The organism is Pseudomonas sp. Irchel s3b2 (assembly GCF_900187445.1).
Lineage (GTDB): Bacteria > Pseudomonadota > Gammaproteobacteria > Pseudomonadales > Pseudomonadaceae > Aquipseudomonas.
On sequence record NZ_FYEB01000001.1, the window covers coordinates 395,557 to 422,306 of the forward strand.

A 26,750-nucleotide genomic window follows, 5' to 3' on the forward strand; every position below is an offset into this window, starting at 1 on the left:
CCTCAGTCGTATTGACCCGCAAGGCTCAGCCGTTTCTCAAGGACAGGTCCGAACGCAAGACCTTGCACAAGTCCGGAGAGCCTTTGCCGGCCCGGCTGGTCGTTAGCCGCATCATGGGAGCCGACGGTAGTTTGTTGGCCGAATGAGGCCAACATGGCCAATACAACTTTTCCTATAGCCAACAAAAAGCCCACCAATCGGTGGGCTTCGTGTTTACCGCGCTATCAGAACAATTTCATCTTCGGCGCTTCTTCTTTCAACGGCTCGTTCTTCGCCGTCTGTTCATTCCAGCCACCGCCCAACGCTTTGTACAGATTGACCGCGCTGGTCAGCTGCGCCAGACGGTCGGTGATCAGCGCTTGTTGGGCACTGAACAGTTGGCGCTGGGCGTCGAGGAAGGTCAGGTTGCTGTCGACACCGATGCGGTAACGACGCTCGGCCAGACGGTAGTAATCCTGGTTGGCGCTGACGAAGTCACGCTGAGCCTGCAACTGCTCGGTGTAAGTCTGGCGTGCGGCCAGGCCGTCGGCGACTTCCTGGAAGGCCGTTTGAATGGACTTCTCGTAGTTCGCCACGCCGATGTCTTTCTGGATTTTCGAGTAATCCAGGCTGGCGCGCAGGCTGCCGGCGTTGAAGATCGGCAGATTGATTTGTGGCTGGAACAACCAGGTGCCCGAACCGCCCTTGAACAGACCGGACAGGTCCGGGCTCAGGGAGCCGGCATTGGCGGTCAGGCTGATGCTCGGGAAGAACGCAGCCCGTGCCGCGCCGATGTTGGCGTTGGCAGCCTTGAGGTTGTACTCGGCCTGAAGAATGTCCGGACGACGTTGCAGCAAGTCCGACGGCAGGCCGGCCGGCACTTCGCTCAGCACGTCGTCCGACAGTGGCTTGGCCGCTTGCAGATTGGCCGGGATACCGGTGCCGAGCAGCAGCACCAGGCTGTTTTCATCCTGGGCAACCTGACGGGTGTATTTGGCCAGTTGCGCACGGGCGTTTTCCACCGAGGTACGCGACTGGGCCAGATCCAGCGCCGAGGCTACACCCACTTCGTTGCTGCGCGAGGTGAGCTTGTAGCTCTCCTCGTAGGCACCGAGGGTTTCCTGGGTCAGTTTCAGCAGCTCCTTGTCAGCCTGCCAGGTCAGGTAGGCATTGGCCACACTGGCCACCAGGCTGATCTGCGTGCTGCGGCGCGCTTCTTCCGTGGCGAAGTACTTCTGCAGGGCTTCTTCGCTCAGGCTGCGCACCCGACCGAACAGGTCGAGTTCGTAGGCGCTGATGCCGACGGTGGCCGAGTAGGAGCTGGTGATGCCCGCTTCACCAGTCTGCGAGGCCCGTGCCGGGACGCGTTGACGGCTGCCGCTGCCGGTGGCCGAAACGGCCGGGAACAGATCGGCACGCTGGATGCGGTATTGAGCCGCATAAGCGTCGATGTTCAGCGCCGCGACGCGCAGGTCACGGTTATTCTCAAGCGCGGTCTGAATCAGTTGTTGCAGCGCCGGGTCGTGGAAAAACTGCTTCCAGCCTTGTTCGGCGGCGGCCTGGTTGGGCGCCTGGGCCGGCGAATACGCCGGGCCTTGCGGGTATTGGCCCGCCACCGGTGCTTCAGGTTGCTGATAATCGGGTATCAGCGAGCAGCCGCTCAGCACGAAGGCGGCGACTGCGATGGAGAGTAGCGACTTGCTCATTAGCCAGCCTCTTTAGAAGGTTCAATGGCGTCATCATCTTGGTCGGCGATTTTGCGCTGACCCATGGACGACACGGTGACAAAGAACAATGGGACCCAGAAGATCGCCAGCACAGTGGCCGTGATCATACCGCCAATCACACCGGTACCGATCGCATGCTGGCTACCCGAACCTGCGCCCGTGGAAATGGCCAGTGGGACCACGCCGAGCACGAACGCGAGCGAAGTCATGATGATCGGTCGCAGACGCATCCGACAGGCTTCGATCGCGGCATCGCGCAGGCTACGTCCTTGCTCATGCAGTTCCTTGGCGAACTCGACGATCAGAATGGCGTTTTTCGCCGCCAGACCGATAGTGGTCAACAGCCCCACCTGGAAGTACACGTCGTTGGACAGACCGCGCAGACTGGTCGCCATCAGCGCACCGATAATCCCCAGCGGTACCACCAGCATCACCGCGATCGGAATCGACCAGCTTTCATACAGCGCCGCCAGACACAGGAACACCATCAGCAGCGACAAGGCGTACAACGCTGGCGCTTGCGAGCCGGACAGACGTTCCTCATACGACAGGCCGGTCCAGGAAATACCGACGCCGGCCGGCAGTTTCTTGGCCAGGGCTTCGACTTCGGCCATGGCTTCACCCGTGGAATAACCGGGTGCCGGGGCACCGAGGATTTCCATCGCTTCCACGCCGTTGTAACGGGCCAGTTTCGGCGAACCGTAGATCCACTCACCCTTGGCGAACGCCGAGAACGGAACCATGGTGCCGGCGCTGTTGCGCACGTACCACTTCTTCAGGTCTTCGGGGCTCATGCGCGCACCGGGCAAGCCTTGGATGTAAACCTTCTTCACGCGACCGCGGTCGATGAAGTCGTTCACATAGCTGCTGCCCAAGGCAATCGACAGGGTGTTGTTGATGTCGGTGAGGGTCACGCCCAGGGCGCTGGCCTTCTCATCGTCGATTTCCAGCTGGTATTGCGGCTCGTCGTTCAGGCCGTTAGGACGCACTTGCGACAGAACCTTGCTTTGCGCCGCCATGCCGAGGAACTGGTTACGTGCCGCCATCAGCTTGTCGTGACCGATACCGGCGCGGTCCTGCAGGAACACGTCGAAACCGGTGGCGTTACCCAATTCCAGTACCGCCGGCGGGGCGAAGGCAAACACCATCGCATCGCGGAAGGTAAAGAAGTGCTGCTGGGCGCGGGCCGCCAGTTTGAACACGCTGTTGTCGGCGTTACGTTCGTCCCATGGTTTGAGCATGATGAACGCCATGCCCGAACTCTGGCCACGGCCGGCGAAGTTGAAGCCGGTCACGGTAAACACCGAGGCCACCGCGTCGCCTTCGCCACCCTCCGTGCTCGGACGCAGCAGGAATTCGCGCATTTCGTCCACGACCACTTGCGTGCGCTGGGAGCTGGAACCGGCCGGGGTCTGCACTTGGGCAAACAGTACGCCCTGGTCTTCTTCCGGCAGGAACGCCGTTGGAATACGGGTGAACAGCCAGATCATGCCGACCACGATGATCAGGTACGCCAGCAGGTACGGAGCCTTGTGCGCGAGCATGTTGCCCACACCGCGCTCGTAGCTTTTGACGCCACGATCGAAGCTGCGGTTGAACCAGCCGAAGAAGCCGCGTTTCGGTGTGCCGTGCTCACCCTTCGGAATCGCTTTGAGCATGGTGGCGCAGAGCGCCGGGGTGAAGATCAACGCTACCAGTACCGACAGGGCCATGGCCGAGACGATGGTGATCGAGAACTGCTTGTAGATCACACCGGTGGAGCCACTGAAGAACGCCATCGGCAACAGTACCGCCGACAGCACCAGGGCGATACCGACCAGCGCACCCTGGATCTGCCCCATGGATTTCTTGGTGGCCTCCTTGGGTGACAGGCCTTCTTCGCTCATGACCCGTTCGACGTTTTCCACCACGACGATGGCATCGTCCACCAGCAAACCGATGGCCAATACCATACCGAACATGGTCAGGGTGTTGATGCTGAAGCCGAACGCCGCGAGGATCCCGAACGTACCGAGCAATACCACGGGCACGGTCATCGTGGTGATGACGGTGGCACGGAAGTTTTGCAGGAACAGGAACATCACCAGGAACACCAGTACGATCGCTTCGACCAGGGTTTCAACCACACCCTTGATCGACTCGGTCACCACCGGAGTGGTGTCGTACGGGAACACTACTTCCATCCCTTCCGGGAAGAACGGTTTCAGGTCGTCGATGGTTTTGCGCAGGGCTTTCGCCGTGTCGAGGGCGTTGGCACCGTTGGCCAGTTTTACCGCCAGGCCGGAGGCCGGGGCGCCATTGAACTGGGCGCTGACCGAGTAGTTTTCACCGCCCAGAGCAACTTCCGCAACGTCGCCGACCCGCACTTGCGAGCCGTCCTTGTTGACCTTCAGCAGGATCGCCTTGAACTGCTCGGCGGTTTGCAGGCGGGTTTTGCCGATGATCGTAGCGTTCAGTTGCTGGCCGGGCAGGGCAGGCAAGCCGCCGAGCTGACCGGACGAGACCTGGACGTTTTGCGCCGCGATCGCGGTTCTCACGTCCACCGGGGTCAGGTTGAAGTTGTTCAACTTGGCCGGGTCGAGCCAGATCCGCATCGCGTACTGAGCACCGAAGACCTGGAAGTCACCAACACCGGCGGTGCGCGAAATCGGGTCTTGCATGTTAGACACGATGTAGTTGGACAGGTCGTCCTTGGTCATGCTGCCGTCGCGCGATACCACGCCGATGACCATCAGGAAGTTTTTCACCGATTTGGTCACGCGGATGCCCTGTTGCTGCACTTCTTGCGGCAACAGCGGGGTGGCCAGGTTCAGTTTGTTCTGCACTTGGACCTGCGCGGTATCAGAGCTGGTGCCCTGCTCGAAGGTCGCGGTAATGGTCATGTTGCCATCGGAGTTACTTTCCGACGAGACATAACGCAGGTTGTCGATACCGTTGAGCTGTTGCTCGATCACCTGCACCACGGTGTCCTGCACGGTTTGTGCGGACGCGCCTGGGTAGGTCACCGAGATGGCAATGGCCGGAGGCGCAATGCTCGGGTATTGGTTGATCGGCAGTTTGAGGATCGATAGAGCCCCGACCAGCATGATCACCAGGGCAATCACCCAGGCGAAAATCGGACGGTCGATAAAAAATTTCGACATGGTTTACTCCCCTTTACCGCCGACAGCTGTATTAGCTGCCTGTGCGGGGGCCGGGCTCTTTATGCCAACGTTAGTGGCTTCAGTGGCCTTGACTTCAACGCCAGGTCTGACGAATTGCAGCCCTTCGGTGATCACGCGATCACCTGCCTTCAGACCGTCTTCAATCAGCCATTGGTTACCGACAGTGCGGCTGGCCTTGAGCTGACGCAGTTCGACCTTGTTGTCCGGACCGACGACCAGCGCGGTCGGAGAGCCCTTGAGGTCGCGTGTCACGCCTTGTTGCGGGGCCAGAATCGCCGCGCTGTCCACACCGGCCTGCAACTGAGCGTGAACGAACATACCCGGCAGCAGTGTGTGATCAGGGTTCGGGAACACGGCACGCAGGGTCACGGAGCCGGTGGTCTGGTCAACCGAAACTTCGGAGAACTCGAGCTTGCCGTCCAGCGTGTACTGGCTGCCGTCCTCGAGAGTCAGCTTGACCGCGGCGGCATTATCGCCAGCCTTTTGCAGACGACCGCTTTCCAGTTCGCGGCGTAGCTCAAGCAGCTCTACTGAAGACTGGGTGACGTCGACGTAGATCGGATCCAGTTGCTGAATGACTGCCATGGCGTCGGACTGGCCGCTGCTGACCAGCGCGCCTTCGGTCACCGACGAACGGCCGATGCGACCGGAGATCGGTGCGTAGACCTTGGTGTAACGCACATTGATCTGGGCGGTCTGCAGGGACGCTTCCGATTGCAGGCGGTTGGCCAGCGCGGTGTCGTATTCCTGACGGCTGACAGCCTGTTCGTCGACCAGTTGCTTGTAGCGGTCAGAGATCGACTTGGTCGAACGCAGGTTGGCTTCAGCGCTTTTCAGGGTCGCGTCATAGACCGATGGGTCGATTTGATAGAGCTGCTGACCAGCCTTGACGTCGCCGCCTTCCTTGAACAGTCGTTTGAGAATGATGCCATTGACCTGTGGGCGAACTTCGGCAATGCGGAACGCACTGGTGCGCCCTGGAAGTTCGGACGTCAGGGTGAAGGCTTGAGGTTGCAGGGTTACGACGCCGACCTGAGGGGGTGGTGCGGCAGGTGCCGCCTCTTCCTTTTTACATCCGCTGAGCAGCGATGCCAGGGCGACGGCAGTAACCAGAGCGGTAACAGCTGGCTTGAATTGCATGAAGATCCTCGGTCAGGCGCGCAAATTGCGCACAAGAAATGTAGAAGGGTAAAAAAATTTTGCCGGGTGGATAAGTAGCTTGCTAAGGAATATACTTACGTTCATGGTTGTTTGTAAAGGCCCTTGGCGGTGACCCACACGGTTACAAAAGCCGTTCAAAGGTTTGAATTGTAGGCCGCAGACGAAGCCCAAGAGGGCTCGCCCCACTTTTGTTCAGTGGATGTTCAGACATCGCTGAAGCACACCCTGATTGAGGTTTTTACTGCCATGGTCCGACGTACCAAAGAGGAAGCTCAAGAAACCCGAAGCCAGATACTCGAAGCGGCAGAAAAAGCCTTTTATGAACGGGGCGTGGCACGCACGACGCTGGCGGATATCGCTACCCTGGCCGGCGTGACTCGCGGGGCCATCTACTGGCATTTCAGCAACAAGGCGGATCTGGTGCAGGCGATGCTCGATACCTTGCATGAGCCGCTGGATGAATTGGCCAAGGCCAGTGAAAGCGAAGATGAACTCGATCCGCTGGGCTGCATGCGCAAGCTGCTGATTCATTTGTTTCATCAAGTTGCCCTGGACCCGAAAACCCGACGCATCAACGAGATTCTGTTTCATAAGTGTGAATTCACCGATGAAATGTGCGACCTGCGCCAGCAGCGCCGAACGGCCAGTCTCGATTGCAATGTGCGAATCGCTCTGGCCCTGAGTAATGCGGTGAATCGCGGGCAATTGCCGGAAGACCTCGACACTGCCCGCGCGGCCATCAGCCTGCATGCGTACATCGATGGCACCCTGTATCAGTGGCTATTGGCTCCCGACAGTTTTCAACTGCACACCGAAGCCGAGCGCTGTGTCGATACAGGGCTGGATATGCTGCGCTTGAGTCCCAGCCTGCGCAATTGAAACAAAATGCGTAATTGGATCCGATTGTGTCAAGACTTGAAGCGGGCAAACGTCTTTATTTCGCTCGCCTTTCTGTAATGGGGTGCTTTTATATACGTACAATCGCCAGGTTGATAGGTAGCGAGCTACGTATTTTGTAGGGATTTTGTGTCGTGTTTGTGAATGAGTGTGATCACACCCCGAAGGCTCAGGCCGCGGCGGACGCTCCTTATCTTCCATAAGCAAAAGCCCCGGCTCTTTCGAGTCGGGGCTTTTGCGTTTCAACGGCGCACGCTTACAACGCTGGATAGTCGATATAACCCACCGGACCCTTGCCGTAGAAAAATTCCGGACGCGCCTCGTTCAACGGCGCATCGGCCTTCAAACGTGCCGGCAGATCCGGGTTGGCAATGAACGGTACACCGAACGCCACCGCGTCAGCCTTGCCGCTGACCAGCCACTCGTTGGCGCTGTCCTTGGTGAAGCGCTCGTTGGCGATGTACGGGCCGCCGAAGGCTTCTTTCAGTTGTGGGCCGAGGCTGTCGCCGGCTTCTTTCTCGCGCGAGCAAATGAAGGCGATGCCGCGTTTGCCCAATTCGCGAGCGACGTAGGTGAAGGTCTCGGACAGGTTGTCGTCGCCCATGTCATGGAGGTCGGCACGCGGTGACAGGTGCACACCCACGCGGCCCGCGCCCCAGACTTCGATGGCCGCATCGGTCACTTCCAGCAACAGACGTGCACGGTTTTCCAGGGAGCCGCCGTAGTTGTCGGTGCGCTGGTTGGTACTGCTTTGCAGGAACTGGTCGAGCAGGTAACCGTTGGCGCCGTGGATTTCCACACCGTCGAAACCGGCCGCCTTGGCGTTCTCGGCACCCACGCGGTAAGCGTCGATGATGTCGGCGATTTCAGCGGTTTCCAGGGCGCGCGGAGTTGGGAAATCGGCCAATGGGCGAACCAGGCTGACATGACCCTTAGGCTGGATGGCGCTCGGCGCGACCGGTGCCTCGCCGTTCAGGTACAAGGGGTGGGAAATCCGACCCACGTGCCACAGTTGCAGGAAAATTTTGCCGCCAGCGCCGTGGATTGCTTTGGTCACGTTGCTCCAGCCGCGCACCTGATCGTTGGACCAGATGCCGGGAGTGTCCGGGTAGCCCACGCCGATTGGTGTCACCGACGTGGCTTCGCTGAGGATCAGGCCGGCGGAGGCGCGTTGCACGTAGTACTCGGCCATCAGCGCGTTCGGTACACGGCCTTCGTCGGCGCGGCAGCGGGTCAGCGGCGCCATGATGATGCGGTTGGCCAACTCGAGGTCGCCCAGTTTGATCGGATCGAAAATAGTCGTCATTTAATACAACCCTCGTGAGGTATCAGTTGGTAGCAGGGGCCAGTTCGGGATTACCGCTCTGACGGAAAGTAATCAGGGTCACCAGCAGGGCGAGTACCGCCAGTGCGGCTGCCGCGAGCGGCACGCTGGTGAGACCGAAGCCGTGGGCAATGACGCTGCCACCGACCCAGGCACCGAGCGCGTTGCCAACGTTGAAAGCGCCGATGTTCAGGGTCGATACCAGGTTCGGTGCCGCCTTGCCGTAGGTCACAACGTTCACTTGCAGGGCGGGTACAGCGGCGAAGCACGCGGTGGCCCAGAGGAACAAGGTGATTTCGGTTGGAATCACCGCGACACTGGTCCAGGTCAGTACGGTGGAAACCACGGCCATGGTGATGAACACGCCGATCAGCGTCGCCGCCATGCTTTTGTCCGCCAGCTTGCCGCCGATGATGTTGCCGACCGTCAGGCCCAGGCCGATGAGCATCAAGGTCCAGGTCACGCCGCGCGGCGAGACTCCGGTGACCTCGCCCAATAGAGGCGCGACGTAGGTGAACAAGGTGAAGACCGAGGCAGCGAATAATGCGGTCATGCTCAACGACAGCCAGATGCCGGCGCCTTTGAGGGCGCGCAGTTCGGCGCGCATGTCGAGTTTCTCTTCATCGCGCTTGGCCGGCAGGAAGCGGATCAGGCCGATCAGTGCAATCACACCGATCACGGTCACCGCCCAGAAGGTCGAACGCCAGCCGGCTTCCTGACCGAGCGCAGTGCCCAGCGGCACGCCGAGGACGTTGGCCAGGGTCAGGCCGGTGAACATCAGGGCCACGGCCGACGCACGTTTGTTGGCCGGCACCAGACCTGCCGCCACCACCGAGCCGATGCCGAAGAAGGCGCCGTGACACAGCGCGGTGACCACACGGGCAAACATCAAAACGTTGTAGTCACTGGCCAGGGCGCAGAGCAGGTTGCCGATGATGAAGATGCCCATCAACGCTACCAATGCGGCCTTGCGCGGCAGTCTGGCGGTGGCCAGTGCCATGAACGGCGCACCGATGGCCACGCCCAGGGCGTAACCGGTCACCAGCCAGCCGGCGCCGGGGATCGACACACCGAGATCGGCCGCCACTTCGGGCAACAGGCCCATGATGACGAACTCGGTGGTGCCGATGGCGAAGGCGCTCAAGGCCAGAATGAGTAGCGAGAGGGGCATTGTCAGTTCCTTGTCGGAGCGCGGAGCTCCTTGACGATGGCGTCGAGGAACGCCTGAATCACGTCCTCGTTGCGTTTGAAAAAGTGCCATTGACCGGCTTTCTGGCTGCTGATCAGTCCCGCCCGTTGCAACGTCGCCAAATGGGCGGACACGGTCGACTGCGACAGGCCGCAGCGTTGATCGATCTGTCCGGCGCAAATGCCGTACTCGTGGTTGTGGATCTGCTCCGGGAACTGAACCTTGGGGTCTTTCAGCCAGATGAGGATGTCTCGGCGTACTGGGTGTGCCAGCGCTTTTATTATTTCGTCGAGGTCGATGGTCATGGTTTGGGCTCGTGATGAGTAAAACGCTATATCGCGATGAGGCGAACTTTAAATCGGTACTTCGCGATATACCAATATGAATTCGATCTGATGACCGCGTAAATCGGTATATCGGGTTATAACGATATGGGTGGCGCAGTGCTAAGCTGCGCGCATGAACTATCTCGCACATCTGCACCTCGGTGGCCAGCGCCCCGGTCAAATGCTCGGCAGTCTGTATGGCGATTTCGTCAAAGGACGACTGCAAGGGCAGTTCGATCCGGAGATCGAGGCGGCCATCCAGTTGCACCGCAGCATTGACGTGTTTACCGATCGCCATCCGCTGGTGGACATCGCCTTGTCGCGGTTTTCGATCACGCGCAGGCGTTACGCCGGAATCGTGCTCGACGTGTTTTTCGACCATTGCCTGGCACGGGACTGGACGCTGTACGCCGACCGGCCACTGGAGCAATTCACCTCGGATGTGTACCGGGTGCTGTCCGCCGAGCCGCAACTGCCGGAACGCCTGGCGCGGATTGCGCCACACATGATGGCCAATGACTGGTTGGGTTCTTACCGGGAATTCGCGGTGTTGGAGCAGGTGCTTCGGGGGATTTCGCGCAGGTTGACCCGGCCGGAGGAACTGGCCGCAGCGATGCAGGAGTTGCGGTTGTTGTATGAACCGTTGAGCGAGGATTTTCGGTTGTTCTATCCCGAGTTGCAGGCATTCTCAGCGACACCGCGAATTTGAGCGTGGCTTGCCCGCGATGGGGTCTACGATTGATGGAATCAAAATTATTTTCATCCCGCCCTATCACTTTTTCATTCGGCACTTAGGCAATTGAGAGGTATTCAGATTCGCCGCGCATTGGCACTGCTGGAAAAGGACGCGATCGCCGAGCTGACCTTTGACATCGCCGCGATCAGCGTGGCCTGTGCGCTGGGCTGTATAGATTTGCGCGCGGCCAATCCGCAATTGGCTGCGTGGTATTTCGAGGCCAGCCAGCGGCCGTCGATGATTGCGACGATGCCGAAGGTCGTTATTTACTTTGATATTTTAGTAGGAACAAGAAAGAATTTCGGCCAAAAAATATTAAAGAAGTTCGTCGCTCGCAACAAATGTTGATAGGTCTTTCGCTTCTGCATCCCCACCCTATGGGACATTCGCGGTAGTGACGATCTGCGACGCGACACTGCGTATCTGGTGATCAGCAATCATCGATCCTGGGTAGATATTCCGGTGTTGATCCAGACGCTGAACCGGCGCACGCCATTTTTCAAATTCTTCCTCAAGAAAGAGCTGATCTGGGTACCGTTCCTGGGGCTGGCATGGTGAACGCTGGATTACCCGTTCATGAAGCGCTACACCGAGGCTTTCCTGGCGAAGTATCCGGAGCTGGCCGGCAAGGATCTGGAAATCAGATCCAACTGCCGATGCCTGTGTCTGCGCTGATGCCCCAGATCCCGCTCAAGCTTTGCAGCAGCGAACCGCCGACGCCTTGCTGACCGAGGTATTGCAGGATCACCGGAGCAAACTGGCCGATCATGCCGCCGTCCATGCCCTGGGCTCGTTGTTCAGGTCATTAGTGTCCTTGACGGCGCCCAAGGCGTTGTCCAGCCCGGCGGCCTTGCCGCTTGACCCGAGCAAACCGGCGAGCGCACCCAATTCACCACCGCCCGACAATTTATCGATCCCCGGCACGCTCTTGGCCAGTTCCGAATAGTCCGTCGAGCTCAACTGATTCTTCGCCAACCCCAGCATCGCCCCCGTCCCGCCGATCGCTTGTTGCGGTCGTCACGTTCAATTGGCTGAGTGCACCGAGCAGATCTGCCGTCTGCGAAGTCGGCACGGCATCGGTCGCCGCGTTGTCGCCCTTCATCCCCGAAATGGCATTGGCCGCGTCACTCAGGCTGAACTGAGCGAAGACGGGGCTGCCCGCCAGAGTCATGAGTGATGCCAGTGCAATACCGCGTGAAATCTTCATCCAGACATCCTCTTATACGATGAACCTCCCCCGATTCAGTGGCGATAAAACTGCCGATTTGAATGGCTACGGGTGCTCATGTTCCTCGTACATCCTTCCATTTATTACTGCGTTGTCCGACCCTATCAGTTTTGCTAGTAGGCACAACCGGTCAACTGGACGACAGTAGCACTTTGGATCGAACGCTCATTCAGGAAGCCCTGCGATGCAACTCAATCGAGAAACCCGGCAGAACCGCATTGTAGAAACACGCTTGCTCGCCACTGATCAACAGAGTTCGGTGTTGAGTGTGCTGACGACAACGGGCCCGAATCCACAGGCCTACACACCCTATGGTCACCGCCATCCCGACAACGGCTTGCTTAGCCTGCTTGGCTTCAACGGCGAGCTTTCGGAGCCAATGACCGGGCATCATTTGCTGGGCAATGGCTATCGGGCGTTTAACCCGGTGTTAATGCGGTTCAACAGCCCGGACAGTTGGAGTCCATTTGGGGAGGGTGGGTTAAATGCGTATGCGTATTGTGTGGGGGATCCGGTGAATCGAGTGGATCCAACAGGTCATATTGGGAACTTGTTCAAGGGAGTACAAAATATTTTCGGACGTACACCTCGTTCAGCCCGAGTTCATCTCACCTACGAAGATGCAGTCGCGCAAAATGCTTCCACTCCAACGACAATTAGGCCCGCAAGCCCACCACCTTATTCACCCGAGACGCTTACTCCGAACAACCGCATGTTCTTACGAGAACCCAATGAACTTCCACCACCTTATTCAGCTCAAGACATTTTGCCCCCTCCTTACTCTTCAAGAGAAAACCTGGCTTCATCGGGAGTGCGAAGCAGCAATACACCGGATCGAGATCGTACCGTGCTGCCCCCTCGATATCCTTTTCCTGAGGAAGCCCCAAGGATCCGACCGGGGAGGAACCAAACCAGAATTAATGAGCTTAGAGCGCACCGTCAGAGAATAAGGGATAACACCAGCCATATTCCACGGGACCAGCTCCCTGACAGCATCACTGAGACACTTCAAAGTATAAGGGAAGAACTAGCGCATTTACGAGGTCGACGGTGACTTGAAGATATATATGTATATAGATGTAGATATATAGAATAGGTATATATTGTTAGGTCTTTATTTGGTTATTGTTCTCGCTGTATAAAATAATTTGGGCGAAAAAAACACATTTTTTCGGAACCTGCATCGAACTCACCGCCAGACTCGAACACCTGATTTTACATGTACCTATCAGATCTGCTAATAGGCAGATCAAGACTATTGCACGACAGTAAATCTCTGGGTGGAAAACTCACTAAGGAAGCTCGGCGATGGAGCTCAATCGAGAAACCCGGCAAAAGGACCAAAGCAGCACAGTGGAAACGCGCTTGCTCGCTACCGATCAACAAGGTTCGGTATTAAATGTGGTGGCCGCAGAAGAGGCGAATCCACAGGCCTGCACACCCTATGCTCACCGCCATCCCGGCAACGGCCTACTCAGCCTGCTTGGCTTCAACGGCGAGCCACAAGCACAACTTGCACCGTTCACTTCGGTACCGCGGTCATTGAATTCAAATATTTCAGCCACGAGAAATTCCACATCCATAATAGATAACAACGCTTCGGGCTTCGGATAATTTTGCCAGTTAACTCCAATCAGCAACAACTCACTCATGTTAAGCGACGGCACCCATGATGATTTGATGCCGCTCCCACAGGGGATTTGTATCAGGCCGCTATAGCCGGGCGTAGCGGCTCCTGTTGTGTCTGCGGAATCGCCCCAAACAACGCCTTCTGCACCGCCTGCTGCGCCTCGAACGCCAGCGCCGCACGCTCCCGGTCCTGGCACTCGATCGGTTTGAGCAGGTGAATCTCTACCTCTCCCCGATCATTGGCGAACAAGCGCATCAGATGCGACAGCAAATCATCATCGCCAATGAACGGTGCCAGGGTATCGAGCTCGCCATCGCGCAGATAACGAATCGCAACCGGTTGCAGCGCCACTTCGGAATCGATCGCTGCCGACAGCAAACGACCATGAAACGTGCGCAACGAACGGCCATCGGTGGTGGTGCCTTCCGGGAACATCAGTAGCGGGTGCTCTTGCTCCAGATGACGGGTCATTTGTTTGCGGATCAACTGACTGTCGCCTGAACCACGGCGAATGAACAGGCTGCCGGCCTTGGCCGCCAACCAGCCCGCCACCGGCCAGGTGCGTACTTCGGCCTTGGACAGGAATGACAGCGGCGTGAGCATGCCCAGCAGCGGAATGTCGGTCCAGGACACGTGATTGCTGACCCAGAGCATCGGTTGCTTGGGCAGCTCACCATGCACGGTTACGCGAAAGGGCAGGGCATTGCTCAACCGCGCCATGAAAAACCGCGACCAGCGCTGGCGGCGGACCATCGAATGGGCAATCCCCAGTCGCTCGAACAACCCGAACACACTGGCCATGCTCAAGCCCAGCGTCACCACCAAAAGCACTCGCGCAATTCGCGCGTACACCCGCAAGCGGCTCATTACACAGCCGCCTTGAAGTGCTTGGCGTAGCGCGGGCAGAGCTCGTCGCGCTTGAGCAGGATGAACACGTCGGCCACCTGGAAGTCCTCGTCCCAGCACGGCTCGCCGCAGATTTTCGCGCCCAGGCGCATGTAGGCCTTGAGCAGCGGCGGCATTTCGGCGATGACATTGGACGGAATATCCAGCGTCGGCAGTGGCTTTTTCGGCTCGGCCCGCAGGTGTTCGGTGCACAGGTAGCGTTCGCGCAGGCGCTGCATGATCGCGTGGGCTTGAATGCCGCCATCCTGCATCGGAATGCTCGCGCACCCCATCAAATAGCTGTAGCCGCCCTGGTTCAACACTTCGGCCAGTTCACCCCAGAGCACGGCGATAGTGCCGCCGTTGCGGTAGGCCGGGTCGACGCAGGTGCGACCGATTTCCAGGATCGGGCCTTTCAGATGGACCAGGCCATGCAGGCTGAATTCTTCTTCGCTGTAGAACTTGCCCAGGCTGCTGGCGGCCGTGTGGTCGAGCAACCGGGTGGTCGCCACCAGGCGTCCGGTGTTCAAGTCACGCACGCCGATGTGGGCGCAGTGAACATCATAGTCATCCATGTCCAGACCCAACTCCGCGCCCTTCAGCCTGGCGTTGAATTCGCCGCTGAACACGTTGAAGCGCAAGGCCTGGGCTTCCTGCAACGCCTCGGCGCCCACCAGGCGTTCGGCTTGCAGGCGGCGTTCATTGCCGGTGTCGCTGATGCGGGCGATCTGAGTCATTGTGAGTCTCCGTACGGGCTGGCCACCCGTCTTGGGTTGCAGCCGATCGACTTTCTTTATGCAGCCGTGTTGTGCAAAGTCAGGCTATGTAGCCCCGGTGTCATCGCCATGAAGCTTTGGTGATGCTTATATGACAGCCTTTGAGGAGCCTCTTATGCCCTGGCAAACCCTGTTGAAACGCCGCGATCGTCTGCCCGCCAATCCTGATTTGGGCGAAGGGTTCGCAGCCTTGTTGCAACAATTGGGCGCGGTGTCGCCGTTCGAATTGGCGGTGGCCGGCGGACGGTTGATGACGACGCCAGGGCTGGCGTTTCTGGTGGGCTATCAGGCGGCGTTGCGTATGCTCTGGCCGAGCGCGCCGCTGAGCCTCGGCGCGTTGTGCGCGACCGAACAGCGCAGCTTGCGGGTGGCGGACATGCAGACCCGGCTGCGCGATCTGCGCCTGAGCGGGCGTAAGGATTTCGTCACCGCCGGCGATGCCGCCGACTGGCTGCTGGTCGCCGCTCGCAGTGAAGAGCCCGGCGAAGTGCCGCGCTTGAACCTTGCGGTGGTTTACCCCGGCGAACCGGGTGTACGTCTGGAAAAGCTCGCTCCGATGCCGCTGATGCCGGACATAGGCCACGGCCGGCTGTTTCTCGACAACGCGCTGTGCGAATTACTGGCGGGGGATGGGTGGGATGCTTACGTCAAACCGTTCCGCACCCTGGAAGACATCTATGTGCTGAGCGCCATGACTGCGTGGCTGTTCGGTGTCGGCCAGGACAGCGACTGGCCGCAAACCTTGCAACTGCGTTTGCTGGCGCTGCTGGCCGGGTGTGCGGAAGTCAGCCGCCAGGCGCCGAACAATCCGGCCGGGCATGTATTGTTGGGGGGGTTGTTTGCGCAGTTCGATGGGCTCAAGGCTGAAGTGAATCAGGCCCTGACCGATGGCCCGCCAGAATGGGCGCAGATGTGGCAGCGCGATCAGACCGTGATGGATTTGGCGGCAGGGGCGCGAGGGAAGCGGTTGGCCAAGGCGTTGGCGGGATTGTCGTAAGGCTGAAGGGACCCTTCGCGGGCAAGCCTCGCTCCTACAGGTTTCAGTGTTATCCCTGTAGGAGCGAGGCTTGCCCGCGAAGGCGGCCTCATTGGCAACGCAAATCCCGGAACTGTCATCAACCTCGACTAGGCTCTGCAGGTTCATCCCTCCGAGCGCCCCCCATGTTCAAAGGCTTGTCCCTGATTTTCATGCTGCTGCTCAGCCTCGCGGCCCAAGCCGAAAACTGGCCGGCCGAGCAATGGCTGCCCGGCCCGAAAGTCACCGGCCCGGCACTTCAAACCCTGGAAAACTACGCTTTTCCGCCCCGCGACGATGCCACTCACCAAGGCATTCGCACCGATGCCTTGCTGGTGATCCGCGACGGCCAACTCGTCTACGAACGCTACGCCGGCCCGACCACTGCTGAAACACCGCACCTGACCTGGTCGATCAGCAAAAGCCTCATGGCCACAGTCCTCGGTGTGGCCTATGGCGAAGACCTGTTCAAACTCCAGGATCCGGTGCAGAAGTTCTATCCGCCGCTGGAAAAACACCCCGCCATGACCATGGCCGACCTGCTGCACTGGGCCTCGGGCCTGGACTGGCAGGAAGACTACGAATACGCCCCATTGAAGTCCTCGGTGGTGGCCATGCTCTACACCCGTGGTCACCGCGACATGGCCGCGTTCACCGCCGACCACGACAAGTACGCCAAACCCGGTCAGGCATTCCGCTACTCCAGCGGCGACAGCAATCTGCTGTCCGCTGCGCTTAAAACCATCGTCGGCCCGGCCCGTTATCCGGATTATCCGTGGACCGCACTGTTCGAGCCCTTGGGGATTCGCAGTGCGGTGTGGGAGGCGGATGCCACGGGGACGTTTGTCGCATCGTCCTACGCCTACCTCACCGCCCGGGACCTGGCGCGGGTCGGCCTGTTGATGTCGCGCGACGGTCGTTGGCGGGAGCGGCAACTGCTACCCAAGGATTGGGTCGACTTCAGCCGTGAGCCTTTCGCCCGCTATCAAGCCAACCAGGATGAAGCAGTGCCCGGCGGGCATTGGTGGCTCAATCGCGCAATGGATGGCGCGACCCAACCCTGGCCTGACGCCCCTGCCGACACCTTCGCCGCGCTGGGCCATTGGGGCCAGGCGATGTACGTGATTCCCAGCGAAAACCTGGTGATTGTGCGCTACGGCGATGATCGCGATGGGGGTTATCGGCACAACGAATTGCTCAGGCTCGCGCTCAAGGCGTTTGCCATGAAGGTGCAGCCATGAGCCGCCATGGTTTTGTTCGCCGTCGACCGCTCAGCACGCTGTTATTGGTACTGCTGATCGTCTTGTTCGGCTGGGTCTGGCAGGAACGTGTCGCGTTGTGGGCGTTCCCGGACATCATTAGCGCCTATACCGCCAAGGAATACTGCTCGTGCCGCTATGTGATGAACAATTCGGCCGAGTATTGCCAGGGTTATGTGAAGCAGTATTTATCCACCAGCGGTTTCGTCGATGACGCCTCGAGCAAGCGTGTGACGGTGGGTGGTATCGGGCGCAGCAACAGTGCTGTTTGGGTCGGCGAACGCCAGGGTTGTCGCCTGCAACCCTGAACTACACCTATCCCCGTAGCAGCCTTCGGCAGCTGCTACAGGTTTGCAACTGACTCGCGGACGGTTAAGGTTCGCTCAGGTTTATCTGCCCCCGAGTTTCTATGTTCAAGCGGTCCTTCTCTAAAACCCTCGCTTCCCTGCTGCTGGCCGGTGTCACCGTGTCGGCCCAGGCCAATTGGTACTTGGATGGCGAGTCCTCGCGGCTGTCGTTCATCAGCACTAAAAACGCCAATATCTCTGAAGTGCAGCGCTTTCTGGTGTTGCACGGTAAGGTCGATCCCAAGGGCCTGGCTCAGGTGGAGGTCGAGCTGGAGTCGGTCAACAGTGGCATTCCGTTGCGTGACGAACGCATGCGCAAGGAGCTGTTTGATATCCAGACGTTCCCTGAGGCACTGATCACGACGCAAATCGATCTGCGACCGATCAACGACCTGGCGCCCGGTGCGCAACTGGAGTTGCGCCTGCCGCTGACCGTCAACCTGCATGGCAAACAACACCAATACAACGCCGAACTGCTGGCGACCCGTCTCGATGACCGACGCTTCCAAGTGGTGACCCTCGAACCGTTGGTGATCAGCGCTGAAGATTTCGGCCTGGCCCCGGGCCTGGAAAGCTTGCGCAAGGTTGCCGGTTTGTCGGCCATCAGTCTGTCGGTGCCGGTGGGTGCGGTGCTGATTTTCACGGCGCGCTGAAATGCGCGGCGCAATTTTTCCGTGGCGCGACGGCAATCGCTTTGAACTGCTGATCGATGGCCCGCAGTTTTTTCCGCGCATGCTGGTGGCAATTGCCCGCGCCGAAGAACAAGTCGAACTGGAACTGTACCTGGTGGAGGCGGGTGCCTGCGCCGAGGCCATGGTTCAGGCGCTGGTCCAGGCTGCCGAACGCGGCGTGCGGGTGCGCTGTCTGTTCGATGACTATGGCAGCCTGGCGTTCACCCTGACTTTGCGTCAGCGCCTGATGGCCGCCGGTGTCGAGTTGCGTTTCTACAATCGCCTGAGCTGGCGCCGCTGGGTGGGCAATTTTTATCGCGACCACCGCAAACTGCTGCTGGTGGATCAATGCCTGGCGGTGGTTGGCGGCACCGGGGTCACCGATGAGTTCTGGGCACCGGGCGAAGACACCTGCGAATGGCACGAAGTGATGGTGGAAATCACCGGCCCCTTGGTCATCGACTGGCAGTTGCTGTTCGACCGCCAATGGATCGCCAACCGCCATCGGCGTGCCTGGAAACCCACTGCGCACTTCGGTTTGCCGCGCCTGCCGCGAGTGCCGGCCATGGGCGAGGGCATGGGCCGGGTCGCCTATGCCGACGCCCGCCAACACCGCGATATTCTGCAATCGCTGGTTCGCGCGCTGAACAGCGGCCAGCGCCGAATCTGGCTGGCCACGCCGTATTTCCTGCCGACCTGGAAAGTCCGTCGCTCACTGCGCCGGGCGGCGGCGCGTGGCGTCGATGTGCGTCTGCTGCTGACCGGGCCGCGCACTGATCACCCGTCGGTGCGCTACGCCGGGCATCGCTACTACCCGCGTCTGCTCAGGTCCGGGGTAAAGATCTTCGAATACCAGCCGTGTTTCCTGCACCTGAAGATGGTGTTGATCGATGACTGGGTGAGCATCGGCTCCTGCAACTTCGATCACTGGAATCTGCGCTTCAATCTGGAAGCCAACCTCGAAGCCCTGGACCCCGGACTGACCCGGGCGGTGGCGGCGAGTTTCGAGAACGATTTTGCCCTGAGCCAGGAAGTCAGCCTCGAAGCATGGAAGCGCCGACCGTTGTGGCGGCGGGTCAAGCAAAGGGTGTGGGGATGGGTGGATCGGCTGGTGGTGAATCTGCTGGATCGACGGGGGTAGTCGTTCAGATCGTTCCCACGCAGAGCGTGGGAACGATCAGTTCGTGCGCAGGATTACAGCAACTCAAAACTCTGCTGAGTCACGTCCTGGGAGTCCAGGCCGATCTGCACGTTGAACTTGCCCGGTTCCGCGGCGTACTTGAGCTGGGCGTTGTAGAACTTCAGGTCATCCTCGGTGATGGTGAAGTGCACGACTTTCTGTTCGCCGGCCTTGACCATTACTTTCTGGAAGTTCTTCAGCTCCTTGACCGGGCGGATCATCGAACCGGTCACGTCCTGGATGTACAGCTGCACCACGGTTTCGCCGTCACGCTTGCCGGTGTTCTTCACCACAACGCTGGCGTCGAGCTTGCCGGTTTTGTTCAGTGTGGTCGACGACAGGGCCATGTCGGTCAGGCTGAAGTTGGTGTAGCTCAGACCGAAGCCGAACGGGAACAGTGGCCCGGTAGTGTCCTCGAAATACTGCGAGGTGTAGTTGCCCGGTTTGCCCGGAGTGAACGGCCGGCCAATGCTCAGGTGGTTGTAGTAGGTCGGAATCTGACCCACCGAGCGAGGGACGCTGATCGGCAGTTTGCCCGACGGGTTGTAGTCGCCGAACAGCACGTCAGCGATGGCGTTGCCGCCTTCGGTGCCGCTGAACCAGGTTTCCAGAATCGCGTCAGCCTGCTCTTTCTCTTCGAGAATCGACAGCGGACGGCCATTCATCAACACCAGTACCAGCGGTTTGCCGGTGGCTTTCAACGCCTTGATCAGCTCGCGCTGGGCGGCCGGGATGTTCAGGTCGGTGCGGCTCGACGATTCGTGGGACATGCCACGGGATTCGCCCACCGCTGCCACCACCACATCCGCTTGCTTGGCAGCCTTGACCGCTTCATCGATCAACACATTGGCCGAGCGCGGATCATCCACGACTTCCGGCGCGTCAAAGTTGAGGAAGTTCAGGTAATCGAGGATTTTCTTGTCGCTGGTGATGTTCGCGCCACGGGCGTAGATCAGCGTCGACTGCGCGCCAAGCGCACTGGTCATGCCGTCGAACAAAGTCACCGATTGCTCGGGACGGCCAGCAGCGGCCCAACTGCCCATCATGTCGATCGGCGCCTTGGCCAGCGGACCGACCAGAGCGATTTTCGCGGTTTTCTTCAGCGGCAGGGTTTCGCCCTGGTTCTTCAGCAACACCAGGCTGCGGCGCGCGACATCACGGGCCTCGGCGCGGTGCAGGCGGCTTTCGGCGTAGGTGTCGGCCGGGTCATCCTCGGCCTTGCCGATGCGCAGGTACGGGTCCTTGAACAGGCCCATGTCGTACTTGGCGGCGAGCACTTCACGCACGGCGTTGTCGATGTCTTTCTGTTCGATCTCACCGGCCTTCAGCAGCCCCGGCAATTCCTTGCCATAGAGGGTGTCGTTCATGCTCATGTCGATGCCGGCCTTGATCGCCAGCTTCGCGGCTTCGCGACCGTCAGCGGCGACGCCGTGCTTGATCAGCTCAAAAATCGCTCCGTGATCGCTGACTGCCAGGCCCTTGAAGCCCCATTCCTTGCGCAGCAGGTCGTTCATCAGCCAAGTGTTGGCGGTAGCCGGCACGCCGTTGATCGAGTTCAGCGCAACCATCACCCCGCCGGCACCGGCGTCAATGGCGGCGCGGTACGGCGGCAGGTAGTCCTGGTACATCTTGACCGGGCTCATGTCGACGACGTTGTAGTCGCGACCGCCCTCGACCGCGCCGTACAAGGCAAAATGCTTGACGCTGGCCATGATGCTGTCGGCCGCGTTCGCACCGGTGCCCTGGAGCGCCTTGACCATCACCCCGGCGATCCGCGAAACCAGGTAGGTGTCTTCGCCGAAGCCTTCGGACGTGCGGCCCCAGCGTGGGTCGCGGGAGACGTCGACCATTGGCGCGAAGGTGATGTCGAGGCTGTCAGCCGCCGCTTCCTGGGCGGCGATGCGCCCGGAGCGACCAATGGCGTCCATGTCCCAGCTCGAGGCCAGGGCCAGGGGAATCGGGAAAATGGTGCGGTGGCCGTGGATCACGTCATAGGCGAAGAACATCGGGATCTTCAACCGGCTGCGCATGGCCGCGTCCTGCATCGGACGGTTTTCGGCGCGGGTGATCGAGTTGAAGGTGCCGCCGATATTGCCGGCGGCGATCTCCTTGCGGATCATCTCCCGAGGCATTTCCGGACCGATGCTGATCAGGCGTAATTGGCCGATCTTTTCATCGAGGGTCATTTGCTTCATCAGATCGCTGATGAAAGCGTCCTTGTTCTCTATAGGTGCGGGCGTCGTGGCGGCCAATACGGTATGACTGGCCAGGCTGACGAACAGGCCCAGCAAACACAGCTTCTTCATGAATGGTTTTCTCAAAAGCCTGAACGGCAGTGAATACGCGCCGGTCAGCCAAAATTTAGGGAGCGACTATTGTTGTTCAGGTAATGCGGCACATTTGCCCAGTGTGTCAGCGCTGGGGGCATCTTTTAGCCCATTGGCTCGATGCAATCCAGTAGCGGCGCAGATTATGCCCCAAGAGCGGGTTCAGCGTTCGCAGGTTGTTTCATCAACGGCATAGGCAAGGGAGCATCAACCAGATGAATGTACGACATCACTATCGGTCGAGCGTGCAGGTTGCAGCCTTGATATGGCTGACAACATTGCTGGCCGGCTGCGGCATCAATACGATCCCGACCCTCGACGAACAAGCCAAGGGCGCCTGGGGTCAGGTGCAGAACCAGTACCAGCGTCGCGCTGACCTGATTCCCAATCTGGTCGAAACCGTCAAGGGCTATGCCCGGCATGAGCAGGAAACCCTGACCGCGGTGATCGAAGCCCGCGCCAAGGCCACGTCGATTCAGGTGGATGCCAGCACGCTGGACAATCCGGAAAAACTCAAACAGTACCAGCAGGCGCAGGATCAGTTGACCGGCGCGCTGAGTCGGTTGATGGTTGTGTCCGAGCGCTATCCGGACCTCAAGGCCAACCAGAACTTCCTGGCGCTGCAATCGCAACTCGAAGGCACCGAGAACCGCATCGCCGTGGCCCGCCGCGACTTCATCCTCGCGGTGCAGAAATACAATACCGAGCTTCGCACCTTTCCCGGTCGCTTGTGGCACACCGTGATGTACAGCGATTTGCCGATCCGCGAAACTTTCGAGGCCACCAGCCCCGGTGCCGAGAAAGCGCCTGAAGTGAAGTTCCAGTAAGCGCCGGACCGGCCTTCAAGTGCCAACACGGGTGAGGTTGCCAATGCGCGTATTGAAAATGGGCCTGGTGCTGATGCTCTGGGTGTTTGCCCTGACGGCTCGGGCCGAGTTGAAGTTCCCGGAATTGACCGGGCGTGTGGTGGACAACGCCCAGATGATCGAGCCTGCGGTGCGCGAGCAGCTGACGCAACAGCTCAACGCCCATGAAAAAACCACCGGCGAGCAGTTGGTGGTGGTCACGTTGCCGGACTTGCAAGGCACCGACATCGCGGATTTCGGTTATCAGCTGGGACGCTACTGGGGCATCGGCCAGAAGGACAAGAACAACGGCGCGTTGCTGATCGTCGCGCGTGACGAGCGCAAACTGCGGATCGAAGTCGGTTACGGCCTGGAAGATCGCCTGACCGACGCGCAGAGTTCGGTGATCATCCATCAGGTGATCACGCCCGCATTCAAGGCCGGCAACTTCAGCAAAGGCATCAGCGATGGCGTTGCGGCAATGCTGGTGGTGCTGGGCGGCAATCCGCTGGACGAACCGTCGACGGTGTATCAACCGCGTGGTGATCAGGAGAGTGATTTCGTTGGGCGGCATCCGGGGTTTTTCGTGTTCCTGGTGGTGTTGTTTATCCTGACGATCTTCCTCGGGCAGATGTTCGGTATTCTGCCGAGCGGCGGCGGCCGTGGCGGCTCTGGAGGCGGTTTCGGTGGTGGAGGTTTTGGCGGCGGTGGCGGTGGCTTCAGCGGCGGCGGGGGCAGTTTCGGCGGCGGCGGTTCATCGGGCGGCTGGTGATAGGTAAAAACAACAATAGCGAGCAGGCACTCATAACCATGGCATTACTGACTGAACACGAACAACGCAAAGTCGCCGAGGCGATTGCCCGGGTCGAGCGCGATACCGACGCCGAACTGGTAACGGTGCTGGCGGCCCGTGCCGACGATTATGCGTACATCCCGTTGCTCTGGGCCAGTCTGCTGGCGCTGGTGGTGCCGGGGATCGTGCATTACCTCACGGGCTGGCTGACCATGCACAGTCTGTTGCTGGTGCAATGGCTCAGTTTCATCGTGTTATGCCTGGCGTTCCGGATTCCGAAAGTCACCACGCGCCTGATCCCGCGCTCGGTGCGTCACTGGCGCGCATCGAACCTGGCGCGTCGGCAGTTCCTGGAGCAAAACCTGCACCACACCGTGGGCAGCACCGGCATGCTTATTTTTGTCTCCGAGGCCGAGCGCTACGTGGAGATTCTGGTGGATGAAGGGATTTCCAAACGGCTAGACAACAAGAACTGGGACGCGATTGTGGCGGCGTTTACGCAGCAGGTGAAACAGGGGCAGACGTTGCAGGGCTTTGTAACGTGCATTGAGGCGTGCGGCGAGTTGCTCAAAGTGCATGTGCCGGTGACCCATGTACGCAATGAATTGCCGAATCGGTTGGTGGTGTTGAGCTAAATCAAAAGATCGCAGCCTTCGGCAACTCCTACATGCTTTTGTGGCGAGGGAGCTTGCTCCCGCTGGGCTGCGAAGCGGCCCCAAAACCGGTAAACGCACTCTGTCAGATAAACCACGTTGTCTGCTTTGCGACTGCTGCGCAGCCGAGCGGGAGCAAGCTCCCTCGCCACAGAATATTTGCCGTTTGGCAAATAACAGTGTTCCTGAACTCCATCCCCCCTAAAATACCCGTCATTCCCCGATTCGCACCGCCCGAGGCCGTTTTTTCCCATGTCTGTCACCGCCACTCCCGCCAGCCTCGCGCCGGATCACCACGCCCAGTTCATCGACCTGCTGCAAACCAGCCTCGACCAGAACGCCTTCATCAAACTGGTGCTGGCCAAGTACGTCGGTGGCGAAGCCGATTTGCAACGGCTGATCATCAAGCAACTGACGGTCAAGGATCAGCCATGCCTGTCCTTCGTCTACCGCTACAAGACCCGCGACATCACCAAAAACCTGCCGCTTGCCGAAGGCGTGGCGACCATTGCTGCGCTGTTGCCCGCATCGTTCAAAAATGCGCATTTACTGTCATTGACCGACGAAGCCCAGCTCGAATACAGCAAAAAGGGCAAATCTTCGCTGTTCAAGAGCAAACCTCAGCAATTGCGCGAAGTGCCGTCCGCCGAGCACAACCGCGAGAAGAACCGTTTCCTCGACCTGAGCCGGCCGTTTCTCAAAGACCTCGGCGTGACCAACGCGCAGCATGAGCTGATCCCGGCGATGTCACGCAAGTGGAAACAGATCAACAAGTTCATCGAAGTCTTCAGCCATGCGCTGACCTCGTCGCCGCTGGCGCTGGACAAACCCGTGCGGGTGGCGGATTTCGGCTCGGGCAAGGGTTACCTGACGTTCGCGATCCACGACTATCTGCGCAACACCTTGAAAGCCGAGGGCGAGGTGACCGGCGTCGAGCTGCGCGAAGACATGGTCAACCTGTGCAACAGCGCGGCGGCCAAGCTGGAGCATCCGGGGCTGGTATTCAAATGCGGTGATGTGCGCAGCGTTGCGCCGAGCGAGCTGGACGTGATGATCGCGTTGCATGCCTGCGACATCGCCACCGACTATGCGATTCACACCGGCATTCGTTCCGGCGCTTCGATCATCATGTGCTCGCCGTGCTGCCACAAGCAGATTCGCCTGCAGATCCAGAGCCCGGCGCTGCTCAAGCCGATGTTGCAATACGGGCTGCACCTGGGCCAGCAGGCGGAAATGGTTACTGACAGTTTGCGTGCGTTGTTCCTGGAAGCCTGCGGTTACGAGACCAAGGTCTTTGAGTTCATCTCGCTGGACCACACCAACAAGAACAAGATGATCCTGGCGGTCAAGCGCGCCGAACCGGTGGACCCGGCTCAGCTGTTGGTGAAGATTCAGGAACTGAAGGATTTCTATCACATCAGTGAACATTGTCTGGAAACATTGCTGCGGGCTGACGGATACCTCTGACCGCTGCTGTGGGATGTGACGGCCACCGCTAATTCTGTAGGAGCCAGGCTTGTCGGCGAAGGCGTCTTCGAGATCGCCTTCGCCGGCAAGCCTGGCTCCTACAGGGTTACGCTGTGGCAACACGCGCGGGTTGCACCGCCGTCTTGCGCCCCAACATCACCGTCACGATCACCCCGGCCGCAAACAGCCAGGTAATCGGCTCGACGTGTTCACCGAAAAACAACGCCGAAAACGCGATGGTGAAGAAGATCTGCAGCAACTGGATCTGACTGACCCGGGCAATGCCGCCCATGGCCAGCCCGGCGTACCAGGCAAAGAACCCGATGAATTGCGAAAACAGCGAGACGTAACCAAACGCCCACCAGGTTTTGGCCGAAATCTCACCTTGATGTTGCAGCGCCAGATACAGCACCGGCCCGATCAGCAGCGGCGTCGATAGCACCAGTGCCCAGCAGATCACCTGCCAGCCGCCCATCTCCCTGGCCAACCGGCCGCCTTCGGCATAACCCAACCCACCCACGGCAATCGCGCCGAGCATCAGCAAATCACCGGCCTGAATGCTGCCGGCACCGCTGATCAGTGCATATCCGAGCACCAGTGCACTGCCCAACGCGGCGCAGGCCCAAAAGGCTTTCGACGGACGCTCATGGGACAGCCACGCGGCGTATAGCGCCACGCACAGCGGTTGCAAGCCGTTGACCAGTGCGCCATGGGAGGCGGGCAATGTCTGCATGGCCCAGGCCGACAGCACCGGGAAACCGAGAATGACGCCCGCGATCACCAGCGTCAGGCCTTTGACCTGTTTCCAGGTGGGCCACTTTTCACGGTGCCACAGCAATAAAAGCGCTGCTGGAATCGCCGCGAACAGCGCACGGCCGAGGCCGTTGAGCAGCGGATGAAGTTCCTGCACGACGATCCGTGTGAAGGGCAGGGTCAGGCTGAAGATAACGACGCCGAGCAGGCCGAGGGCCATGCCGGTGTTTTCGCGCGAGGACATGATGGGTGACCAGGATTCAGGGTGGCGGGAAGTTTCTTTATCTAGCCATAAACTGTGCATACCGCTCTGTTACAGCTAGGCGCAGAGTTATCCGTACAGTTTGCGGACGCCTTCGCGGGCAAGCCTCGCTCCTACAGGTTTTGCACCGACCGCAAGATCGATACAGGACCCGTA

General features: G+C 59.6%; 23 protein-coding genes and 3 pseudogenes. 15 read left to right on the forward strand and 11 right to left on the reverse strand.

The features are described 5' to 3' along the window. Nucleotides 1-224: 224 nt before the first annotated feature. The 3 genes from emhC to CKW20_RS01810 are packed head-to-tail and all read right to left on the reverse strand — an operon-like array spanning nucleotide 225 to nucleotide 6,010. Nucleotides 225-1,685 (reverse strand): efflux RND transporter outer membrane subunit EmhC, encoded by a 1,461-nt coding sequence (emhC, locus tag CKW20_RS01800; protein WP_095051402.1) that lies wholly within the window; start codon nucleotides 1,683-1,685, stop codon nucleotides 225-227. After that, nucleotides 1,685-4,849 (reverse strand): efflux RND transporter permease subunit EmhB, encoded by a 3,165-nt coding sequence (gene emhB / locus CKW20_RS01805; RefSeq protein WP_095051403.1) that lies wholly within the window; start codon nucleotides 4,847-4,849, stop codon nucleotides 1,685-1,687. The genes emhC and emhB overlap by 1 nt, the downstream gene beginning before the upstream one ends. Nucleotides 4,850-4,852: 3 nt before the next feature. Next, nucleotides 4,853-6,010, reverse strand: a complete 1,158-nt coding sequence (locus tag CKW20_RS01810; RefSeq protein WP_095051404.1) for an efflux RND transporter periplasmic adaptor subunit — start codon at nucleotides 6,008-6,010, stop codon at nucleotides 4,853-4,855. Nucleotides 6,011-6,277: 267 nt separating this feature from the next. On the opposite strand from CKW20_RS01810, the gene emhR reads away from it, so the two are divergent. After that, nucleotides 6,278-6,910 (forward strand): efflux system transcriptional repressor EmhR, encoded by a 633-nt coding sequence (gene emhR, locus CKW20_RS01815; RefSeq protein ID WP_095052238.1) that lies wholly within the window; start codon nucleotides 6,278-6,280, stop codon nucleotides 6,908-6,910. 274 nt (nucleotides 6,911-7,184) lie between these two features. Here the strand turns inward: emhR and CKW20_RS01820 are convergent, their stop codons facing one another. From CKW20_RS01820 to CKW20_RS01830, 3 genes are read right to left on the reverse strand one after another with little or no spacing between them, the layout of a single operon-like run. Then, nucleotides 7,185-8,234 (reverse strand): alkene reductase, encoded by a 1,050-nt coding sequence (locus CKW20_RS01820; RefSeq protein ID WP_095051405.1) that lies wholly within the window; start codon nucleotides 8,232-8,234, stop codon nucleotides 7,185-7,187. Nucleotides 8,235-8,256: 22 nt separating this feature from the next. Beyond that, nucleotides 8,257-9,423, reverse strand: a complete 1,167-nt coding sequence (locus CKW20_RS01825) for an MFS transporter (protein WP_095051406.1) — start codon at nucleotides 9,421-9,423, stop codon at nucleotides 8,257-8,259. Between the two features lie 2 nt (nucleotides 9,424-9,425). Next, on the reverse strand, nucleotides 9,426-9,746 hold the full coding sequence (locus CKW20_RS01830) for a helix-turn-helix transcriptional regulator (RefSeq protein WP_095051407.1): 321 nt from the start codon (nucleotides 9,744-9,746) through the stop codon (nucleotides 9,426-9,428). Between the two features lie 154 nt (nucleotides 9,747-9,900). Here CKW20_RS01830 and CKW20_RS01835 point away from each other — a divergent pair, with 154 nt between their 5' ends. The 3 genes and pseudogenes from CKW20_RS01835 to CKW20_RS01845 all read left to right on the forward strand — a co-directional run. Next, complete coding sequence (locus CKW20_RS01835) at nucleotides 9,901-10,476, forward strand: ACP phosphodiesterase (protein ID WP_095051408.1); 576 nt, start codon at nucleotides 9,901-9,903, stop codon at nucleotides 10,474-10,476. A 102-nt stretch (nucleotides 10,477-10,578) separates the two neighbouring features. After that, nucleotides 10,579-10,764: pseudogene (locus tag CKW20_RS01840) on the forward strand (glutathione S-transferase); the annotation flags it as partial. Nucleotides 10,765-10,854: 90 nt separating this feature from the next. Continuing rightward, nucleotides 10,855-11,145: pseudogene (locus CKW20_RS01845) on the forward strand (1-acyl-sn-glycerol-3-phosphate acyltransferase); the annotation flags it as partial. Here the strand turns inward: CKW20_RS01845 and CKW20_RS01850 are convergent. Further along, nucleotides 11,144-11,710: pseudogene (locus tag CKW20_RS01850) on the reverse strand (DUF2780 domain-containing protein). The pseudogenes CKW20_RS01845 and CKW20_RS01850 overlap by 2 nt on opposite strands. Nucleotides 11,711-11,915: 205 nt before the next feature. Here CKW20_RS01850 and CKW20_RS30075 point away from each other — a divergent pair. Then, nucleotides 11,916-12,785, forward strand: coding sequence for an RHS repeat-associated core domain-containing protein (locus CKW20_RS30075; RefSeq protein WP_095051409.1), 870 nt, complete (start codon nucleotides 11,916-11,918; stop codon nucleotides 12,783-12,785). Between the two features lie 254 nt (nucleotides 12,786-13,039). Further along, on the forward strand, nucleotides 13,040-13,345 hold the full coding sequence (locus tag CKW20_RS28850; RefSeq protein ID WP_141228904.1) for a hypothetical protein: 306 nt from the start codon (nucleotides 13,040-13,042) through the stop codon (nucleotides 13,343-13,345). Nucleotides 13,346-13,436: 91 nt separating this feature from the next. Here the strand turns inward: CKW20_RS28850 and CKW20_RS01860 are convergent, their stop codons facing one another. Further along, nucleotides 13,437-14,228, reverse strand: a complete 792-nt coding sequence (locus tag CKW20_RS01860; protein WP_095051410.1) for a 1-acyl-sn-glycerol-3-phosphate acyltransferase — start codon at nucleotides 14,226-14,228, stop codon at nucleotides 13,437-13,439. After that, entirely contained in the window at nucleotides 14,228-14,983 is a 756-nt protein-coding gene (olsB, locus tag CKW20_RS01865; protein WP_019580897.1) for an L-ornithine N(alpha)-acyltransferase, read from the reverse strand. The genes CKW20_RS01860 and olsB overlap by 1 nt, the downstream gene beginning before the upstream one ends. Nucleotides 14,984-15,137: 154 nt before the next feature. On the opposite strand from olsB, the gene CKW20_RS01870 reads away from it, so the two are divergent. From CKW20_RS01870 to CKW20_RS01890, 5 genes are all read left to right on the forward strand, one after another. Continuing rightward, the gene (locus tag CKW20_RS01870) at nucleotides 15,138-16,019 is read left to right on the forward strand and encodes an acyl-CoA dehydrogenase (protein WP_095051411.1); all 882 of its coding nucleotides are present in this window, start codon (nucleotides 15,138-15,140) and stop codon (nucleotides 16,017-16,019) included. Nucleotides 16,020-16,183: 164 nt separating this feature from the next. Further along, nucleotides 16,184-17,278 carry a serine hydrolase gene (locus CKW20_RS01875; protein WP_095051412.1) on the forward strand — a complete coding sequence of 365 codons (1,095 nt, stop codon included), beginning with the start codon at nucleotides 16,184-16,186 and terminating at the stop codon, nucleotides 17,276-17,278. After that, on the forward strand, nucleotides 17,275-17,604 hold the full coding sequence (locus CKW20_RS01880) for an amidase (protein WP_095051413.1): 330 nt from the start codon (nucleotides 17,275-17,277) through the stop codon (nucleotides 17,602-17,604). The genes CKW20_RS01875 and CKW20_RS01880 overlap by 4 nt, the downstream gene beginning before the upstream one ends. Before the next feature lie 101 nt (nucleotides 17,605-17,705). Beyond that, on the forward strand, nucleotides 17,706-18,296 hold the full coding sequence (locus CKW20_RS01885) for a YceI family protein (protein ID WP_095051414.1): 591 nt from the start codon (nucleotides 17,706-17,708) through the stop codon (nucleotides 18,294-18,296). A gap of 1 nt (nucleotide 18,297) precedes the next feature. After that, entirely contained in the window at nucleotides 18,298-19,455 is a 1,158-nt protein-coding gene (locus CKW20_RS01890; protein ID WP_095051415.1) for a phosphatidylserine/phosphatidylglycerophosphate/cardiolipin synthase family protein, read from the forward strand. 53 nt (nucleotides 19,456-19,508) lie between these two features. Here CKW20_RS01890 and bglX read toward each other — a convergent pair whose 3' ends face one another. Next, complete coding sequence (gene bglX / locus CKW20_RS01895; protein WP_095051416.1) at nucleotides 19,509-21,800, reverse strand: beta-glucosidase BglX; 2,292 nt, start codon at nucleotides 21,798-21,800, stop codon at nucleotides 19,509-19,511. Between the two features lie 236 nt (nucleotides 21,801-22,036). Between bglX and CKW20_RS01900 the strand changes: the two genes are divergently transcribed. The 4 genes from CKW20_RS01900 to CKW20_RS01920 all read left to right on the forward strand — a co-directional run bounded on the left by CKW20_RS01900 (nucleotide 22,037) and on the right by CKW20_RS01920 (nucleotide 25,579). Further along, nucleotides 22,037-22,648 carry a LemA family protein gene (locus CKW20_RS01900; RefSeq protein ID WP_095051417.1) on the forward strand — a complete coding sequence of 204 codons (612 nt, stop codon included), beginning with the start codon at nucleotides 22,037-22,039 and terminating at the stop codon, nucleotides 22,646-22,648. Between the two features lie 43 nt (nucleotides 22,649-22,691). Further along, entirely contained in the window at nucleotides 22,692-23,438 is a 747-nt protein-coding gene (locus tag CKW20_RS01905; protein WP_095051418.1) for a YgcG family protein, read from the forward strand. 38 nt (nucleotides 23,439-23,476) lie between these two features. Next, a complete protein-coding gene (locus CKW20_RS01910; RefSeq protein WP_095051419.1) occupies nucleotides 23,477-24,094 on the forward strand; it encodes a TPM domain-containing protein in 618 nt (205 codons plus the stop codon). A gap of 270 nt (nucleotides 24,095-24,364) precedes the next feature. Next, the gene (locus CKW20_RS01920) at nucleotides 24,365-25,579 is read left to right on the forward strand and encodes an SAM-dependent methyltransferase (RefSeq protein WP_095051420.1); all 1,215 of its coding nucleotides are present in this window, start codon (nucleotides 24,365-24,367) and stop codon (nucleotides 25,577-25,579) included. 106 nt (nucleotides 25,580-25,685) lie between these two features. Here CKW20_RS01920 and CKW20_RS01925 read toward each other — a convergent pair whose 3' ends face one another. Then, entirely contained in the window at nucleotides 25,686-26,576 is an 891-nt protein-coding gene (locus CKW20_RS01925) for a DMT family transporter (RefSeq protein ID WP_095051421.1), read from the reverse strand. Nucleotides 26,577-26,750: the final 174 nt, after the last annotated feature.

Coding starts and splice junctions, on each gene's coding strand:
- emhC (WP_095051402.1), bottom strand. CDS start 1,685: ATGAGCAAGTCGCTACTCTCCATCGCAGTCGCCGCCTTCGTGCTGAGC.
- emhB (WP_095051403.1), bottom strand. CDS start 4,849: ATGTCGAAATTTTTTATCGACCGTCCGATTTTCGCCTGGGTGATTGCC.
- CKW20_RS01810 (WP_095051404.1), bottom strand. CDS start 6,010: ATGCAATTCAAGCCAGCTGTTACCGCTCTGGTTACTGCCGTCGCCCTG.
- emhR (WP_095052238.1), top strand. CDS start 6,278: ATGGTCCGACGTACCAAAGAGGAAGCTCAAGAAACCCGAAGCCAGATA.
- CKW20_RS01820 (WP_095051405.1), bottom strand. CDS start 8,234: ATGACGACTATTTTCGATCCGATCAAACTGGGCGACCTCGAGTTGGCC.
- CKW20_RS01825 (WP_095051406.1), bottom strand. CDS start 9,423: ATGCCCCTCTCGCTACTCATTCTGGCCTTGAGCGCCTTCGCCATCGGC.
- CKW20_RS01830 (WP_095051407.1), bottom strand. CDS start 9,746: ATGACCATCGACCTCGACGAAATAATAAAAGCGCTGGCACACCCAGTA.
- CKW20_RS01835 (WP_095051408.1), top strand. CDS start 9,901: ATGAACTATCTCGCACATCTGCACCTCGGTGGCCAGCGCCCCGGTCAA.
- CKW20_RS30075 (WP_095051409.1), top strand. CDS start 11,916: ATGCAACTCAATCGAGAAACCCGGCAGAACCGCATTGTAGAAACACGC.
- CKW20_RS28850 (WP_141228904.1), top strand. CDS start 13,040: ATGGAGCTCAATCGAGAAACCCGGCAAAAGGACCAAAGCAGCACAGTG.
- CKW20_RS01860 (WP_095051410.1), bottom strand. CDS start 14,228: ATGAGCCGCTTGCGGGTGTACGCGCGAATTGCGCGAGTGCTTTTGGTG.
- olsB (WP_019580897.1), bottom strand. CDS start 14,983: ATGACTCAGATCGCCCGCATCAGCGACACCGGCAATGAACGCCGCCTG.
- CKW20_RS01870 (WP_095051411.1), top strand. CDS start 15,138: ATGCCCTGGCAAACCCTGTTGAAACGCCGCGATCGTCTGCCCGCCAAT.
- CKW20_RS01875 (WP_095051412.1), top strand. CDS start 16,184: ATGTTCAAAGGCTTGTCCCTGATTTTCATGCTGCTGCTCAGCCTCGCG.
- CKW20_RS01880 (WP_095051413.1), top strand. CDS start 17,275: ATGAGCCGCCATGGTTTTGTTCGCCGTCGACCGCTCAGCACGCTGTTA.
- CKW20_RS01885 (WP_095051414.1), top strand. CDS start 17,706: ATGTTCAAGCGGTCCTTCTCTAAAACCCTCGCTTCCCTGCTGCTGGCC.
- CKW20_RS01890 (WP_095051415.1), top strand. CDS start 18,298: ATGCGCGGCGCAATTTTTCCGTGGCGCGACGGCAATCGCTTTGAACTG.
- bglX (WP_095051416.1), bottom strand. CDS start 21,800: ATGAAGAAGCTGTGTTTGCTGGGCCTGTTCGTCAGCCTGGCCAGTCAT.
- CKW20_RS01900 (WP_095051417.1), top strand. CDS start 22,037: ATGAATGTACGACATCACTATCGGTCGAGCGTGCAGGTTGCAGCCTTG.
- CKW20_RS01905 (WP_095051418.1), top strand. CDS start 22,692: ATGCGCGTATTGAAAATGGGCCTGGTGCTGATGCTCTGGGTGTTTGCC.
- CKW20_RS01910 (WP_095051419.1), top strand. CDS start 23,477: ATGGCATTACTGACTGAACACGAACAACGCAAAGTCGCCGAGGCGATT.
- CKW20_RS01920 (WP_095051420.1), top strand. CDS start 24,365: ATGTCTGTCACCGCCACTCCCGCCAGCCTCGCGCCGGATCACCACGCC.
- CKW20_RS01925 (WP_095051421.1), bottom strand. CDS start 26,576: ATGTCCTCGCGCGAAAACACCGGCATGGCCCTCGGCCTGCTCGGCGTC.